This is a genomic window from Arthrobacter sp. 10T413_2, assembly GCF_056394205.1.
Map to the genome: position 1 here is coordinate 13,549 of NZ_JBFTHK010000049.1, position 15,103 is coordinate 28,651.

13 protein-coding genes are annotated in these 15,103 nt (G+C 63.9%); 7 read left to right on the forward strand and 6 right to left on the reverse strand.

What is annotated here, in order from left to right; genetic code table 11:
- Positions 1–6 precede the first annotated feature (6 nt).
- From rsmG to rpmH, 6 genes are read right to left on the reverse strand one after another with little or no spacing between them, the layout of a single operon-like run.
- Positions 7–657, reverse strand: a complete 651-nt coding sequence (rsmG, locus tag AC1DBQ_RS10210) for a 16S rRNA (guanine(527)-N(7))-methyltransferase RsmG (protein WP_476928388.1) — start codon at positions 655–657, stop codon at positions 7–9.
- A gap of 16 nt (positions 658–673) precedes the next feature.
- Complete coding sequence (locus AC1DBQ_RS10215) at positions 674–1,264, reverse strand: Jag family protein (RefSeq protein WP_476928389.1); 591 nt, start codon at positions 1,262–1,264, stop codon at positions 674–676.
- The gene (gene yidC / locus AC1DBQ_RS10220; RefSeq protein ID WP_476928390.1) at positions 1,264–2,238 is read right to left on the reverse strand and encodes a membrane protein insertase YidC; all 975 of its coding nucleotides are present in this window, start codon (positions 2,236–2,238) and stop codon (positions 1,264–1,266) included. The genes AC1DBQ_RS10215 and yidC overlap by 1 nt, the downstream gene beginning before the upstream one ends.
- Before the next feature lie 15 nt (positions 2,239–2,253).
- Positions 2,254–2,664 carry a membrane protein insertion efficiency factor YidD gene (yidD, locus tag AC1DBQ_RS10225; RefSeq protein ID WP_425547167.1) on the reverse strand — a complete coding sequence of 137 codons (411 nt, stop codon included), beginning with the start codon at positions 2,662–2,664 and terminating at the stop codon, positions 2,254–2,256.
- Positions 2,628–3,068 carry a ribonuclease P protein component gene (gene rnpA / locus AC1DBQ_RS10230; RefSeq protein ID WP_476928391.1) on the reverse strand — a complete coding sequence of 147 codons (441 nt, stop codon included), beginning with the start codon at positions 3,066–3,068 and terminating at the stop codon, positions 2,628–2,630. Before rnpA ends, yidD begins: the two co-directional genes overlap by 37 nt.
- A gap of 41 nt (positions 3,069–3,109) precedes the next feature.
- Complete coding sequence (gene rpmH / locus AC1DBQ_RS10235) at positions 3,110–3,247, reverse strand: 50S ribosomal protein L34 (RefSeq protein WP_003800212.1); 138 nt, start codon at positions 3,245–3,247, stop codon at positions 3,110–3,112.
- 463 nt (positions 3,248–3,710) lie between these two features.
- On the opposite strand from rpmH, the gene dnaA reads away from it, so the two are divergent.
- From dnaA to gyrA, 7 genes are all read left to right on the forward strand, one after another.
- The gene (dnaA, locus tag AC1DBQ_RS10240) at positions 3,711–5,132 is read left to right on the forward strand and encodes a chromosomal replication initiator protein DnaA (protein WP_476928392.1); all 1,422 of its coding nucleotides are present in this window, start codon (positions 3,711–3,713) and stop codon (positions 5,130–5,132) included.
- Between the two features lie 585 nt (positions 5,133–5,717).
- Entirely contained in the window at positions 5,718–6,842 is a 1,125-nt protein-coding gene (dnaN, locus tag AC1DBQ_RS10245) for a DNA polymerase III subunit beta (RefSeq protein WP_476928393.1), read from the forward strand.
- Between the two features lie 102 nt (positions 6,843–6,944).
- Positions 6,945–7,829: a phosphogluconate dehydrogenase (NAD(+)-dependent, decarboxylating) gene (gene gnd, locus AC1DBQ_RS10250; protein ID WP_476928394.1), complete on the forward strand. Its 885-nt coding sequence runs from the start codon at positions 6,945–6,947 to the stop codon at positions 7,827–7,829.
- Between the two features lie 27 nt (positions 7,830–7,856).
- Entirely contained in the window at positions 7,857–9,074 is a 1,218-nt protein-coding gene (gene recF, locus AC1DBQ_RS10255) for a DNA replication/repair protein RecF (RefSeq protein ID WP_476928395.1), read from the forward strand.
- Complete coding sequence (locus AC1DBQ_RS10260) at positions 9,071–9,631, forward strand: DciA family protein (RefSeq protein ID WP_476928396.1); 561 nt, start codon at positions 9,071–9,073, stop codon at positions 9,629–9,631. Before recF ends, AC1DBQ_RS10260 begins: the two co-directional genes overlap by 4 nt.
- A 453-nt stretch (positions 9,632–10,084) precedes the next feature.
- Positions 10,085–12,142 carry a DNA topoisomerase (ATP-hydrolyzing) subunit B gene (gene gyrB, locus AC1DBQ_RS10265; protein ID WP_476928397.1) on the forward strand — a complete coding sequence of 686 codons (2,058 nt, stop codon included), beginning with the start codon at positions 10,085–10,087 and terminating at the stop codon, positions 12,140–12,142.
- Positions 12,143–12,201: 59 nt separating this feature from the next.
- Complete coding sequence (gyrA, locus tag AC1DBQ_RS10270) at positions 12,202–14,949, forward strand: DNA gyrase subunit A (RefSeq protein ID WP_476928398.1); 2,748 nt, start codon at positions 12,202–12,204, stop codon at positions 14,947–14,949.
- The last annotated feature ends 154 nt before the right edge of the window (positions 14,950–15,103 follow it).

Below are 15,103 nucleotides of genomic sequence, written 5' to 3' on the forward strand. Positions count from 1 at the left end.
CCGATGCTAGGCAATCTTTTGAGGCTTGTTTACTACGATTCGGACCACAGTGGTGGGTTCTTCGAGCAGGCCTTCGCCCACCACCACCACAGACGTCTCAATGCCACCCAGCTTGCGGATAACCTTGGCTGCCTTTTCAATTTCCTCGCCGGCGCTGCGGCCCTTGATAGCCACGACTTCGCCCTTGCCGGCCAGGAGCGGAATGGTCAGTCCCGCGAGATTGGAGAGCGCGGATACCGCGCGGGCCGTAACGACGTCGGCGTTCACGAGCCCGACGGCGAGCTCGGCGCGCGTGCGCATGATCGTGACGTTCTCGAGTCCGAGATCATCCACGACTTCCTGGAGCCAGATGACCCGGCGTTCCAGCGGTTCGATCAGGGTCAGTTCCAGGTCCGGCCGGGCAATGGCCAGGCACAGGCCGGGCAGGCCGGCGCCGCTGCCGACGTCGGCAACATGGCTTCCGCGGGCAATCTGGCTTTCGATGACGGCACAGTTGAGGACGTGCCGGCTCCACAGCCGCGGCACTTCCCGGGGGCCAATGAGGCCCCGTTCGGTGCCGGAGGTCGCCAGGTGTTCGACGTAGCGCTTAGCCAGGTCCAGGMGGTCGCCGAAGATCGACTGTGCTGCCTTGAGTTCGGGTGCGGTAATTTCAACCATCAAGCTAGTCAACGGTTCAGTCTGCGGAAACAACGATGTGCCGGTCGGCGCCTTCGCCTTCGGACTCGCTGACGAGCCCCAAATCGGCGACGGCGTCGTGCACGATCTTGCGCTCGTAGGCGCTCATCGGAGCCAGGGCAACAGCCTCGCCGGATTCCTTGACCGTGGCGACGGCGTCTTCAGCGATCTTCTGCAGGTCGCCGGCACGCTCGGCACGGTAACCGTTGATGTCCAGCACCAGGCGGGACCGGTTCTCCGTGGCTGACAGGACGGCCAGCCGGGTCAGTTCCTGGAGCGCCTCAAGGACTTCGCCGTCACGGCCCACAAGGCTTTCCAGCGCGGCGGATTCTTCCTCTGCAACGATCGAAATGTAGGTGCGCCCGTTGCGGACCTCGATGTCGATGTCGCCGTCGATGTCCGCGATGTCCAGCAGTTCTTCGAGGTAATCCGCGGCAACGTCGCCCTCTTCTTCGAGGCGGCTTGCGGAAACACTCTTGACGGGGCTGCTTCCTGTACCCTCTGCCGCGTCGTTGGATGCCTCCTGGGCATCGTCCCGCTCGTCGTCAAACTCGGCGGAAATAGCGTTTTCGGTGCTCTCGGCGGACATTACTTCCTCTTCCTGTTTTTACGTTGCGGCTGGACGCGCTGGGACTTGGCCTCCAAGGCCGCGGCGGCTGAGGCCTCGGCTGCCTCGGAGTCGACCTTCTTGCCACCCAGGAGGGGTATGGCGGGCAGGCCCTTGGCCGCCCGGCGCTCGGCCAGAGCCTTGGCGGCCGGAGATCCGGGCGTAGGCATCCGGCGGATCACGAAGAACTGCTGTCCCATGGTCCAGAGGTTGGTGGTGGTCCAGTAGATCAGGACACCGATGGGGAAGTTGATGCCGCCCACGCCGAAGACGACCGGCAGGATGTAGAGCATCATCTTCTGCTGGCGCATGAACGGGCTGGCCAGGGCCTCTTCGGACATGTTCTTGGCCATGATCTGCTTCTGCGTGATGAATTGCGAGGCTGTCATGGCCAGGATCATCACGATGGAGAGGATCCACACGGCCGTCTGGTTGCCGCCGCCGCCATGGAGCAGGGATGCGGACAGCGGGGCGCCGAAAATGGTGGACTCATCGAACTGCTTGACCTGCTCGGCGCTCATGGCGCCGATGCCCTGGCCGCTGACTTTGGCACTGCTGATGCCCGAGAGCACCTGGAAGAGCGCGAAGAAGAACGGCATCTGGATCAGMATGGGCAGGCAGGCCGAGAACGGGTTGGTGCCGTGCTTCTTGTACAGCGCCATCTGCTCCTGCGCCATGGCCTGGCGGGAGAGCTGGTCGGTCTTGCCCTTGTACTTGTCCTGCATCTTCTTCAGATCCGGCTGCAGCAGCTGCATGCCGCGCTGGGCCTTGATCTGCTTGACGAAGACGGGAATCAGGGCCGCACGAATGACCAGCACGAGCCCGATGATGGACAGGGTCCACGTCCAGCCGTTGGCCGGCGACATGCCGATGGCGCTGAGGCCGTCATGGAAGCCCACCATAATGGCTGAGACCAGCCATTTAAATGGGGCCAGGATTGTTCCAAAGATGTCCATACGATTCCCTATTCGTCAGGCCGCAGGGCGGCCTTCTCCATCAGGCTGAGCAGCCAAGTACTTGTCCGGATTGTTCAGCACAACAATTGTGGGGGTGTGGTCGGCTGGCCACTCCCGGTGCCCGGCGGGGACATGGTCCACACCGCCGGCATTCCATGGATGGCAGCGCAACAGGCGCCGGGCAGCCAGCCAGCTTCCCTTCACGGCACCGTGTACCGTGATTGCCTCAAGGGCATAGGCCGAACAGCTGGGGAAGAAGCGGCACACCTGGCCGTACAGCGGCGAGACCACCTTGCGGTAGGCCATCAGCAGCAGGATGAGAATGTTGCGGGGCAGGTTCCAGACCACCTTGCCCAACCAGCGCAGTGCGGATCCGAGAGTCACAACGCTCAGACGGGGGACGACGGCGGCAGTTGAGTTACGCACGCGGGGGTCCCTTCCTGTGTTGTCTCGTAAGAACCTGATGAAGCAGCCTTTGGAAGGCGGTTGCCCAGCCGCTTCATGGTTGTTTCCAAAGCGGCGTCATAGTCTGCGAGCAGCTGGTCCCAGCTGGCCCCCGCCGCAGCGGGCAGCGCCCGGACCACGATGGCGAACCCGCTGCCGTATTTCTGCAACKACAAGGCGCCGGCTTCTCTCAGTCTCCTCTTAACGAGGTTCCTGACAACAGCGTTCCCGACACTCTTGGAAACGATGAATCCGATCCGGCTTGGTTCATCGGCAKCGAGAGCTKCCGTATATAACACTACGTTCCGGCGTCCATTGCGGACACCGGAACGTACAGTTGTTGAAAAATCGGTTGATGTCCGCAGACGGTTCCTGGTGGCTAGCACCGTTAAACTCGCACAGGGATGTGGACCGACGAGTCAGTTATTTAGGCCGACAGTTCGGTGCGGCCCTTGCCACGACGGGCTGCCAGGATGGCACGGCCGGCACGGGTACGCATACGAAGGCGGAAGCCGTGCTTCTTGGCTCGACGGCGGTTATTCGGCTGAAAAGTCCGCTTGCTCACGTTAGTTACTCCAGTGGATCAAAGGTGCGCCCACCCGATCAAGGGGAAGAACTGGCCGACGCTAAGTTTTGTATGTGCCGCTTCCCTCGTGACTCGCACGGCGCAGGGCGTCGGGAAAKAATCAAATGAGGCGAAAAGCGTACACATGGGACTTCACAACGTTAGGGCTTGCCAGCCTCCGGAGTCAAACCGAGGGTCCGCTCGCAGCCTTTCCCCAGCTGTGGCTAACTGCCGTCGCAGCCTGTGGATGAAGTGCGTCACGCGCCCCGTTTGAGAACCACAACGGTGTAATTATCCACAGGAGAGAACCCAGCTATCTTCTAGCGTTTTCATCCCCTACAGTGTCTCAGTAACCCCTTATCCACGGACTGTGCATAACCCTGTGGATTGAGCCGGGCCGGCGCACAGCTCCGGACCGCGTGGATGCACGTAATGCAGGCCAGCAAGTTTGAGGAACTGATTGATGACAGTAGACGAAGCCAACCAAGCCAACACTGTCGGAAGTTCCTGGCGGCGGGTTGTGAGCCTTCTGGAGAACGACCACCGTGTCTCTCCCCGGCAGCGCGGCTTCGTCATCCTCGCCCAGGCGCAGGGCCTGATCGGTTCCACCCTTCTGGTGGCTGTCCCCAACGAGCTCACCCGCGAAGTCCTGCAGACCCAGGTCAAGGAAGCCCTGGACGACGCCCTCCGGAGCGTTTTCTCCGACGAAATCCGCTGCGCGATCGACGTCGACACGGATCTGGTGCCGCTGCACACGGAACCCGAACCCGCCGTCGAGCTTTCCCTCGCCGCCGATCCGACTGTGGAGTTGAAGCCGCAGCCGATGCTGCCGAGCACCTCCCACGAATTCGGCCGGCTCAACCCGAAGTACGTCTTTGACACCTTCGTCATCGGATCCTCCAACCGGTTCGCCCATGCGGCTGCCGTGGCTGTGGCGGAGGCGCCGGCRAAGGCCTACAACCCGCTGTTCATCTACGGCGACTCGGGACTGGGCAAAACCCACCTCCTCCACGCGATCGGCCACTACGCACGCCGGCTCTACAGCGGAATCCGGGTCCGGTACGTCAACTCCGAGGAATTCACCAACGACTTCATCAACTCCATCCGTGACGATGAAGGCACCAGCTTCAAGACCACGTACCGCAACGTGGATGTGCTGCTGATTGACGACATCCAGTTCCTCGCCGGCAAGGACAGGACGCTGGAGGAGTTCTTCCACACGTTCAACGCCCTGCACAACAACAACAAGCAGGTGGTCATCACCTCTGACCAGCCGCCAAAGCTGCTCGCCGGATTCGAAGACCGCATGAAGTCACGCTTCGAGTGGGGCCTGCTGACTGATATCCAGCCCCCGGAACTCGAAACCCGCATCGCGATCCTTCGGAAGAAGGCCCTCAGCGAAGGCCTCTCCGCCCCGKATGACGCCCTCGAATACATCGCGTCGAAGATTTCCAGCAACATCCGCKAACTTGAAGGCGCCCTCATCCGCGTCACGGCCTTCGCCAGCCTGAACCGGCAGCCGGTGGATGTGGCCCTGGCCGAGATGGTGCTCAAGGACCTCATCACCGACGACGGTGCGCAGGAAATCACTTCGGCCCAGATCCTCACCCAGACGGCCGACTACTTCAAGCTCAGCATGGAAGAGCTCTGCAGCAAGTCGCGCACCCGCACGCTGGTGACCGCACGGCAGATCGCAATGTACCTGTGCCGGGAGCTCACGGACATGTCCCTGCCCAAGATCGGCCAGGAGCTCGGCGGCCGCGACCACACCACCGTGATCCATGCCGACCGGAAGATCCGCGAACTGATGGCCGAGCGCCGGGTCATCTACAACCAGGTGACCKAGCTGACCAACCGGATCAAGCAGCAGCAGCGMAATTCCTGAGCCGTCGGCCGGCACACTCTTACCTTATTAACAGGGCCCTGTGGACAAGCCTGTGGATACTTAAGGGGACAACCGCGGTTAATGGGCTTAAAACCCTTAAGGCGCCTGTGGATCGGCGATCGGGCCGAAAATCTTGTCCCCATCCACAGCCTGTTTAAAACCTGCTCCACCCACAGCCCATGAACAGGGCTTAACCGCGGATTCGCACGGCAGGATCGAGTTATCCACAGTTTCCACAGCAGTTATTAACACTACTAATCCCAAGAAAATGAAATTCCCTCAAACAACAATCTCGTTCCCGCCTCCCCGCAGCGCCCAGGCCCGTTCCGGACCGGCGCCGGAGACCGGCCCCGTGAACCACACTCGTGTAAGCCGGGGATGGGAGAATCGCTCACCTTGGGGCTAAGCTGTCTGCAGTGCGTCCGTCCCGGACATCTTTTGTGGTTCCCACCGGGCCATGGAGCCGGGGAGGACGGACGCTTCCCTTGTTGACGGAGTTCGGCAGTCCTGCCGGAGTCCGCGGCAGCTTGAGATGTTTTAGCGATTTTCAGCACTGACAGCAGCAATGAAAGGCGGCACCCTTCCGTGAAGTTCAGAGTCGAACGGGACGTCCTGGCAGAAGCCGTGACATGGACCGCCCGGTCGTTGTCTCCGCGGCCGCCCGTTCCCGTACTTTCAGGCCTGCTCCTGAAGGCTGAAGCCGGTACMGTCAGCCTCTCGAGCTTCGATTACGAGACCTCCGCCAGGCTCGAAATCCCTGCTGACATCAGCACCGAAGGCACCATCCTGGTGTCCGGACGCCTGCTCGCGGACATCTGCCGCAGCCTGCCCTCCGCCCCCGTCGAAGTCGAAACCGACGGCAACAAGGTGACACTGACGTGCCGCCGAAGCAGCTTCCACTTGGCCACGATGCCCGAGGCCGAATACCCGCCCTTGCCGKCCCTGCCCACCATCAGCGGCACCGTTCCAGGCGATTCGTTTGCCCAGGCGGTATCCCAKGTGATCATCGCGGCCAGCAAGGATGACACCTTGCCGATCCTGACCGGCGTACGGATGGAGATCGAGGACGATCTCATCACCCTCCTGGCCACCGACCGCTACCGCCTGGCCATGCGGGAAGTTCCGTGGAAGCCTGTGACTCCCGGTATCTCCACGAGCGCGCTGGTCAAGGCCAAGACACTGAACGAAGTGGCAAAAACGCTGGGCAGCAGCGGCGACATCAACATCGCCCTTGCCGATGATGACAGCCGGCTGATCGGTTTCGAGAGYGGCGGCAGGACCACCACCTCGCTCMTGGTCGATGGTGACTACCCCAAGATCCGTTCGCTCTTCCCGGAGTCCACGCCCATCCACGCCACCGTGCAGACCCAGGAACTGGTCGAGGCCGTGCGCCGCGTCTCGCTGGTCGCCGAACGGAACACCCCTGTCCGCCTCGCCTTCACCCAGGGCCAGTTGCATCTGGATGCCGGCACCGGCGAAGACGCGCAGGCCTCGGAGGAACTCGAAGCCCAGCTGACCGGTGAGGACATCACCGTCGCCTTCAACCCGCACTACCTGATCGAAGGCCTGAGCGTCATCGAAACCAAATTCGTGCGCTTCTCCTTCACCACCKCGCCCAAACCGGCCATGATCACGGCCCAGCAGGACGCCGAGGGCGAAGACCAGGGCGATTACCGCTACCTCGTCATGCCCGTCAGACTCCCCAACTAACTAACAGATCTGGCCGTTTTGACCCCTCAAATCGGCCACAACTGCCAGTCAGCTCGGTGACGTCACCAACGAAGCACCCCAGCGCAGAAAAGAGTTCATCCCGTGCACATCGGACTAATCGGCCTTGGAAAAATGGRCTTCAACATGCGCGAACGCCTCCGCAACGGCGGGATCGAGGTCACCGGTCTTGACCGGAACCCGGACATTACCGACGTCGCCACCGTGGACGAGCTCATCGCCGCCGTCCCGGCTCCGCGCCTCATCTGGGTCATGGTCCCCTCGGGCGACATCACCGACGCCGTGATCACCGAGCTGGGCAACAAGCTCGACGCCGGCGATCTCGTCATTGACGGCGGCAACTCGCGGTTCACTGAAGACCAGAAACACGGTGCCGCGCTGGCCGAAAAGGGCATCAGCTTTGCGGATTGTGGCGTCTCGGGCGGAGTATGGGGCCTCCAGAACGGCTACGGCCTCATGGCGGGCGGCGATGCTGCGGACATCGAGCGCGCCCTCCCCGTCTTCGATGCCCTCCRTCCTGCCGGCGAACGCGCCGACAGCTTCGTCCACGTGGGCGGCATCGGCGCCGGCCACTACGCCAAGATGGTCCACAACGGGATCGAATACGGCCTCATGCAGGCCTACGCGGAAGGGTACGAACTCCTGGCCGCGAAGGACATCGTCGCCGATCTTCCCGGGACCTTCCGGGCCTGGCAGAAGGGCACTGTTGTCCGCTCCTGGCTCCTGGACCTCATGGTCAAGGCCCTCGACGAGGACCCCGGACTGGAATCGATCTCCGACTACGTCGAGGATTCGGGCGAAGGCCGCTGGACCGTCGAGGAAGCGATCGCCAACGCCGTGCCCGCACCGGCCATCACGGCTGCGCTGTTCGCCAGGTTCTCCTCCCGCGAGGACAACTCGCCGGCCATGAAGATGGTGTCCGCACTGCGCCACCAGTTCGGCGGCCACGCGACCCGGCCGGCCAAGTAATCCTGCCCGTGAGGTCCTGAATCCCGCGTGTACCTAGAAAAGCTCTCGCTCACAGATTTTCGCAGCTACGCCCAGGTTGATCTCAGCCTGGAGCCCGGAGTCACCGTCCTGGTGGGGTCCAACGGCATCGGCAAGACCAACCTGATGGAAGCCATCGGGTATCTGGCCACGCTCAACTCGCACCGGGTCAGCACGGATGCGCCGCTGCTGCGGTTCGGCACCGAGCGGGCGATGATCAGGGCCAAGCTGGTCCGCGGCGAGCAGGCCACCGTCCTGGAACTGGAAATCAACGCGTCCCGGGCCAACCGCGGACGGATCAACCGGAGCAATCCGGTCCGCGCCCGGGATCTTCTCGGCATCTGCCAGACGGTGCTCTTCGCGCCGGAAGACCTGGCGCTGGTMAAGGGCGATCCGTCCAACCGCCGCCGGTTTCTGGACGAACTCCTGGTCAGCCTCATGCCGCGGCACGCCGCCACCAGAAGTGACTACGACCGGGTCCTGAAGCAGCGCAACGCCCTGCTCAAATCGGCACGGGTAGGAAAATTCACGGCCKGGCATGAGGCGACGCTGGATGTCTGGGACCAGCACATGGCGCGGGCCGGGGCCGAACTCCTGCATGCCCGCCTTGAGCTTGTCGACCGCCTGCAGCCGCACCTGAAAAACGCTTACGCGCAGCTCACCGACGGCTCAAAGGAAGCGTCCGCGGTCTACCGGTCCACGCTGCAGGACATCCTGGACGACGACGGCGCCGCATCGCGGCCCGCGGGAGACTCCGGAAACGGCGCCGAGGCCGCCGCGCCCGCGGAGGACCTGCGCCAGCTCGACGTCGGGCAGCTCACCGACCGCTACATCCAGGCCTTTGCCGCGTCCCGCCGCAGGGAACTGGAACGGGGTATCTCATTGGTGGGACCGCACCGCGACGAGCTGGAGCTCGTGCTGGGATCGGCCCCGGCCAAGGGCTACGCCTCGCACGGGGAAACCTGGTCCATGTGCCTGTCGCTGCGCCTGGCCTCGTACTACGTCATGCTCGACGACGCCCGCACCGGCGGATCGCCTCCGATCCTGATCCTGGACGACGTTTTTGCCGAGCTTGACGTCCAGCGGCGGCGTAAACTGGCCGCAATAGTATCCGGCGCCGAGCAAGTGCTGGTCACTGCCGCCGTCGAGGACGATATCCCGGCGGAACTGACCGGACGGCGGGTGAAGGTCATCCCGKGAGGAATCGATGAGCAGGGCAATCGATGAATAAGGATACCGACGGCGGCCTGCAGCCGGGCCGCGACCCCGACGACATCGATGCGGCCCAGGCCGCCCTGAACAGGATGCGCGACGCCGCTGCGGCCCGCGGCGAGATCCGGCGCGCGGTCCCGCGCTCCGGCACCGGAACCCAAAAACCTRCCCGCGGCGCGCGCGGAACCCGCGGGTTCACCCAATTCCACGGCACCGGCCGGGATCCGCTGGGCCTGGGCAAGGTCGTGGGACGCCTTGTGGCCGAACGCGGCTGGACCTCGCCGGTGGCCGTCGGATCCGTCATGGCACAGTGGGCCRTCCTGGTGGGACCGGAAATCTCCGCCCACTGCACCCCCGAGAGTTTCACGGACACCACCTTGCATGTGCGGACCGATTCAACGGCGTGGGCAACCCAGCTGCGGCTGCTGAGCAGCAGCCTGCTGGAAAAATTCCGCACCGAGCTCGGTGACGGCGTCGTGACCAGCATCCAAGTGCTTGGACCGGCCGCACCAAGCTGGCGCAAGGGCCTGCGGACGGTCAACGGCCGAGGACCCCGTGACACGTACGGATAGCCCCGGGGACACGCCGCACACCGGATCTGAAGCACTTCTTGCAAAAACCCTTGAAAAATCCCCGAACGGCGTGTAGGGCGCTCGAACGCCCCGGAGTCGTATAGGCACCCTAGGGCTGGACCCCGAATGCCTTGCAGGGGGAGCCAGTGGCCTCTCAGCGGCACCTTCCCGCCCGTTTGGCGCCCTGGAATGCGGGTTTGCGCCCTATAACACGATAGAATCGTTGAAGATAACTGGGCGCCGGTGAAACGTTGACTGAGTCCGTTTCCGACGCAGTTTCAGCGGGCGGCGGACGGATTCCCAAGTCGGCGTGACCCCGGAGCCGTCAGTGACGTGCCTGTTGGCAGGAGCCCTTTCCACGGTAGAGGCAAGGGCCGGCCTTCAACGAACATAGAGGAGTCGAAAGCGCCTGTGGCTAACGACAATGCAGACATCCGGTCAGCGGAAGATGTAGTGGTAGACGTAGTGCAAGAGGCGGCGGTAGCGGGGTCGTCCGGGACCGCGACTTCGCACGAATACGGCGCCAGCGACATCACGGTCCTTGAAGGCCTGGAGGCGGTCCGGAAGCGTCCGGGCATGTACATCGGTTCCACCGGTCCCCGCGGCCTGCACCACCTGGTCTACGAAGTCGTCGACAACTCAGTTGATGAGGCATTGGCCGGCTACTGCACCCACATTGAAATCGTGCTGCAGGCCGACGGCGGCGTCAAAGTGGTGGACAACGGCCGCGGCATCCCGGTGGACATGCACCCGACGGAGCACAAGCCCACGGTGGAAGTCGTCATGACCATCCTGCACGCCGGCGGCAAGTTCGGCGGCGGCGGCTACGCGGTCTCCGGCGGCCTGCACGGCGTCGGCATCTCGGTGGTCAACGCGCTCTCCAGCAGGGTCAACACCGAAGTCCGGCGCCAGGGCCACGTCTGGCGGATGTCCTTCGCCGACGGCGGCAAGCCGCAGGGCGGCCTGGTCCAGGGCGAGGAAACCGCCGAGACCGGAACCACCCAGACGTTCTACCCGGACGCCGGCATCTTCGAGACCACGGAATTMGACTTCGAGACGCTCCGCGCACGCTTCCAGCAGATGGCGTTCCTGAACAAGGGGCTGYGGATCACCCTGACCGACGAACGCCGCACCCCGGAGGAGCCGTCCGAGGACGCGGACCTCGATCTGGACGCCGTTGCCGTCGAGGGTGAAGTCCCCGCGGAATTCCACACCGTCGTCTACCAGTACGACGACGGCCTGCTGGACTACGTCAAGCACCTGAACTCCGGCAAGAAGGTCGATGTCGTTCATGAAGACGTCATCGCCTTCGAGACCGAGGACACGGAACGGCACATCGCCCTGGAAATGGCGATGCAGTGGACCAACGCGTACTCCGAGAGCGTCCACACCTATGCCAACACCATCAACACGCATGAGGGCGGCACCCACGAAGAAGGCTTCCGTGCCGCGATGACGTCGCTCATCAACCGCTACGCGCGCGAGAAGAACATCATCAAGGAAAAGGATGACAACCTCACCGGTGACGACATCCGCGAAGGCCTGACGGCAGTTATTTCCGTGAAGCTCTCCGAGCCGCAGTTCGAAGGCCAGACCAAGACCAAGCTCGGCAACTCCGAGGTCAAGGGTTTTGTCCAGCGGGTTGTCACCGACGGGCTGGGCGACTGGCTCGAGCGCAACCCCGGCCCCGCCCGGGACGTGATCCGCAAGGCGATTTCGGCCGCCCAGGCGCGCATGGCGGCCCGGAAGGCCCGCGACAACGCCMGCCGGAAGAGCCCGCTGGAATCCTTCGGCATGCCCGGCAAGCTCTCCGACTGCTCCTCCAAGAACCCGGAGAAGTGCGAGGTTTACATCGTGGAGGGTGACTCGGCCGGCGGTTCGGCCAAACGCGGCCGCAACCCGGAGACGCAGGCCATCCTGCCGCTCCGCGGCAAGATCCTGAACGTGGAACGGGCCCGCCTGGACAAGGCACTCGGCAATGCCGAGGTCCAGTCCATGATCACGGCCTTCGGCACCGGCATTGGCGAGGACTTCGACCTCGCCAAGCTGCGCTACCACAAGATCGTGCTCATGGCCGATGCCGACGTCGATGGCCAGCACATCACGACGCTGCTGATGACACTGCTGTTCCGCTACATGCGCCCGCTGATCGAAAACGGCTTCGTCTATCTCGCCCAGCCGCCGCTGTACCGGATCAAGTGGTCCAATGCCCCGCACGATTACGTCTACAGCGACCGTGAACGGGATGCGAAACTGCTTTCCGGCCAGGCCGCCGGCCGCCGGATCCCCAAGGACAACGGCATCCAGCGCTACAAGGGCCTCGGCGAAATGGACTACACGGAGCTGTGGGACACCACCATGGACCCGGACCACCGGACCCTCTTGCAGGTKACGATGGACGACGCCCTGGCAGCGGACCAGATCTTCTCAGTCCTGATGGGCGAGGACGTGGAATCGCGCCGGAACTTCATTCAGCAGAACGCCAAGGACGTTCGGTTCCTGGATATTTAGCGGCAAAAACCCCCTAATATTCCAGAGCTGATATATACCTGAAACGGAAAATATAGACTATGAGTGACGAAACACCCGAGGTGCCGGTCGGTTCGACCGGCTCCGAGCCCGTCCTTGAAGGCGCCATCCTCGACGGCGATGTCCTGACCGACCGCGTCGAGCAGGTGGACCTGCAGACTGAAATGCAGCGTTCCTACCTCGACTACGCCATGGCCGTGATCGTGGGCCGCGCCCTGCCGGATGTCCGGGACGGCCTCAAGCCGGTCCACCGCCGCGTGCTGTACGCGATGTTTGACGGCGGCTATCGGCCGGACCGCTCGTTCAACAAATGCGCCCGTGTGGTGSGCGAGGTCATGGGCCAGTACCACCCGCACGGCGACACGGCGATCTACGATGCCCTGGTCCGTCTGATCCAGGACTGGACCATGCGCTACCCGCTGGCGCTCGGTCAGGGAAACTTCGGTTCGCCCGGCAACGACGGGGCCGCGGCCCCGCGGTACACCGAAACGAAGATGGCGCCGCTCGCCATGGAGATGGTCCGGGACATCGACGAGGAAACTGTCGACTTCCAGGACAACTACGACGGCAAGAACCAGGAACCGACCATTCTGCCGGCCCGGTTCCCGAACCTGCTGGTCAACGGCTCCTCGGGCATCGCCGTCGGCATGGCCACCAATATCCCGCCGCACAACCTCCGCGAAGTCGCCGACGGCGTCCAGTGGTACCTCCAGAACCCGACGGCCAGCCGCGAAGAGCTGCTCGAAGAGCTCATCCTGCGCATCAAGGGACCGGATTTCCCGACCGGTGCCACCATCCTCGGGCACAAGGGCATCGAGGACGCCTACCGCACCGGCCGCGGCTCCATCACCATGCGCGCCGTGGTCAACGTCGAGGAGCTCCAGGGCCGCACGTGCCTGGTGGTCACCGAACTGCCGTACCAGGCCAACCCGGACAACCTGGCCATCAAGATCGCCGAGCTGGTCAGGGACGGCAAAATCTCCGGCATCGCCGACCTCCGCGATGAGACCTCCGGCCGCACCGGGCAGCGCCTGGTGATCGTGCTCAAGCGCGACGCCGTGGCCAAGGTGGTGCTCAACAACCTCTACAAGCACACCCAGCTCCAGGACAACTTCGCCGCCAACATGCTCGCGATCGTTGATGGCGTGCCGCGCACGCTCAGCCTCGATGCGTYCATCCGCCACTGGGTCACCCACCAGATGGACGTCATTGCCCGCCGCACGCGCTACCGCCTGCGCAAGGCCGAGGAAGAGGCGCACATCCTGCGCGCCCTGCTCAAGGCGCTGGACATGCTGGACGAGGTCATCGCCCTCATCCGCGCCTCCAACACCACCGAGGCCGCCCGCGACGGGCTCATGGAACTGCTGGACATCGACGAACTGCAGGCCCGGGCCATCCTGGACATGCAGCTGCGYCGGCTTGCGGCACTGGAACGCCAGAAGATCCAGGACCGCCATGCCGAACTCGAGGCCCTCATTGCCGAGTACAACTCGATCCTGGCCTCGGAAGAGCGCCAGCGCGAGATCATCAGCACCGAACTGGGCGAAATCGTAGCCAAGCACGGCGATGACCGCCGCACCAAGGTGCTCATGGGCTTCGATGGCGACATGTCCATGGAGGACCTGATTCCCGAAGAGGAAATGGTGGTCACCATTACCCGCGGCGGGTACGTCAAGCGCACCCGCAGCGACAACTACCGCTCCMAGCAGCGCGGCGGCAAGGGCATCAAGGGTGCCCAGCTGCGCGGGGACGACGTCGTGGAACACTTCTTTGTCACCACCACGCACCACTGGCTGCTCTTCTTCACCAACTTGGGACGTGTCTACCGGGCCAAGGCCTACGAGCTCGCCGAGGCCGGACGCGATGCCAAGGGCCAGCACGTGGCCAACCTGCTGGCCTTCCAGCCGGATGAGCACATCGCCCAGGTCCTGGACCTGAAGGACTACCAGCACGCTCCGTACTTGGTGCTGGCCACCAAGCGCGGCCTGGTCAAGAAGACGCGGCTGGAGGACTACGACACCAACCGGTCCGCCGGCGTGATCGCCATCAACCTGCGAGACGGCGACGAGCTCGTCTCGGCCCAGCTGGTCTCCGAAACCGACGACCTCATGCTGGTCTCCCGCAAGGGCCAGTCCATCCGCTTCACCGCGACGGACGAGGCGCTGCGCCCGATGGGCCGCGCCACTTCCGGCGTTACCGGCATGAAGTTCCGTGAGKACGACGAACTGCTCGCAGCCGACGTCGTGAAGGACGGCTCGTTCGTGTTCATCGTGACTGAAGGCGGMTTCGCCAAGCGGACCGCGGTAGAGGAATACCGGCTCCAGGGCCGCGGCGGCCTCGGCATCAAGGTCGGCAAATACCAGGAGGAGCGCGGGCACCTTGTCGGCGCACTCATCGTCCAGGAAGAGGACGAGGTCCTGGTGGTCATGGAGGGCGGCAAAGTGGTCCGCTCCTCGGTCAGCGGTGTTCCGGCCAAGGGCCGGGACACGATGGGCGTGATCTTCGCCAAGCCGGACAAGAACGACCGCATCATCGCCGTTGCGCGCAACAGCGAACGCGGGCTGGAAGGCGACGAGCCCACCGACGGTGAAGATACCGGCGAATCTACCGGTGAAGAGGCCGGCGGGGACGCTCAAACTCGGGCTTCCTCGCCGGATGACGTAACGTTGGCTGAAGATKGCGGATTGCACGAGAGGTCCGCAGCGGCAGAATCAGTACCGGCCCCGGAGTCAGATGAGTCATCAGGCAATGCCGAGCTGGACGAAGACAACACCGGAGGTAACGAGTGAGTAATTCCGACTCATATCCCAAACCGAGCAGCGGCGTGCCGGGCGKAGTGCGGCAACCCACTGCCGCACCGCGGGTGGGCGCTCCCTCGCGTCCGCAGCAGCGCCCCGGCGTGTCCGGCGCGGCCACGGCTGCAGGCCAGCGCCCCGACGTGCC

What these genes read in the sequence shown, in the direction of transcription:
- AC1DBQ_RS10215 (WP_476928389.1), bottom strand. Translation starts at nt 1,264, where the DNA reads ATGTCCGCCGAGAGCACCGAAAACGCTATTTCCGCCGAGTTTGACGAC.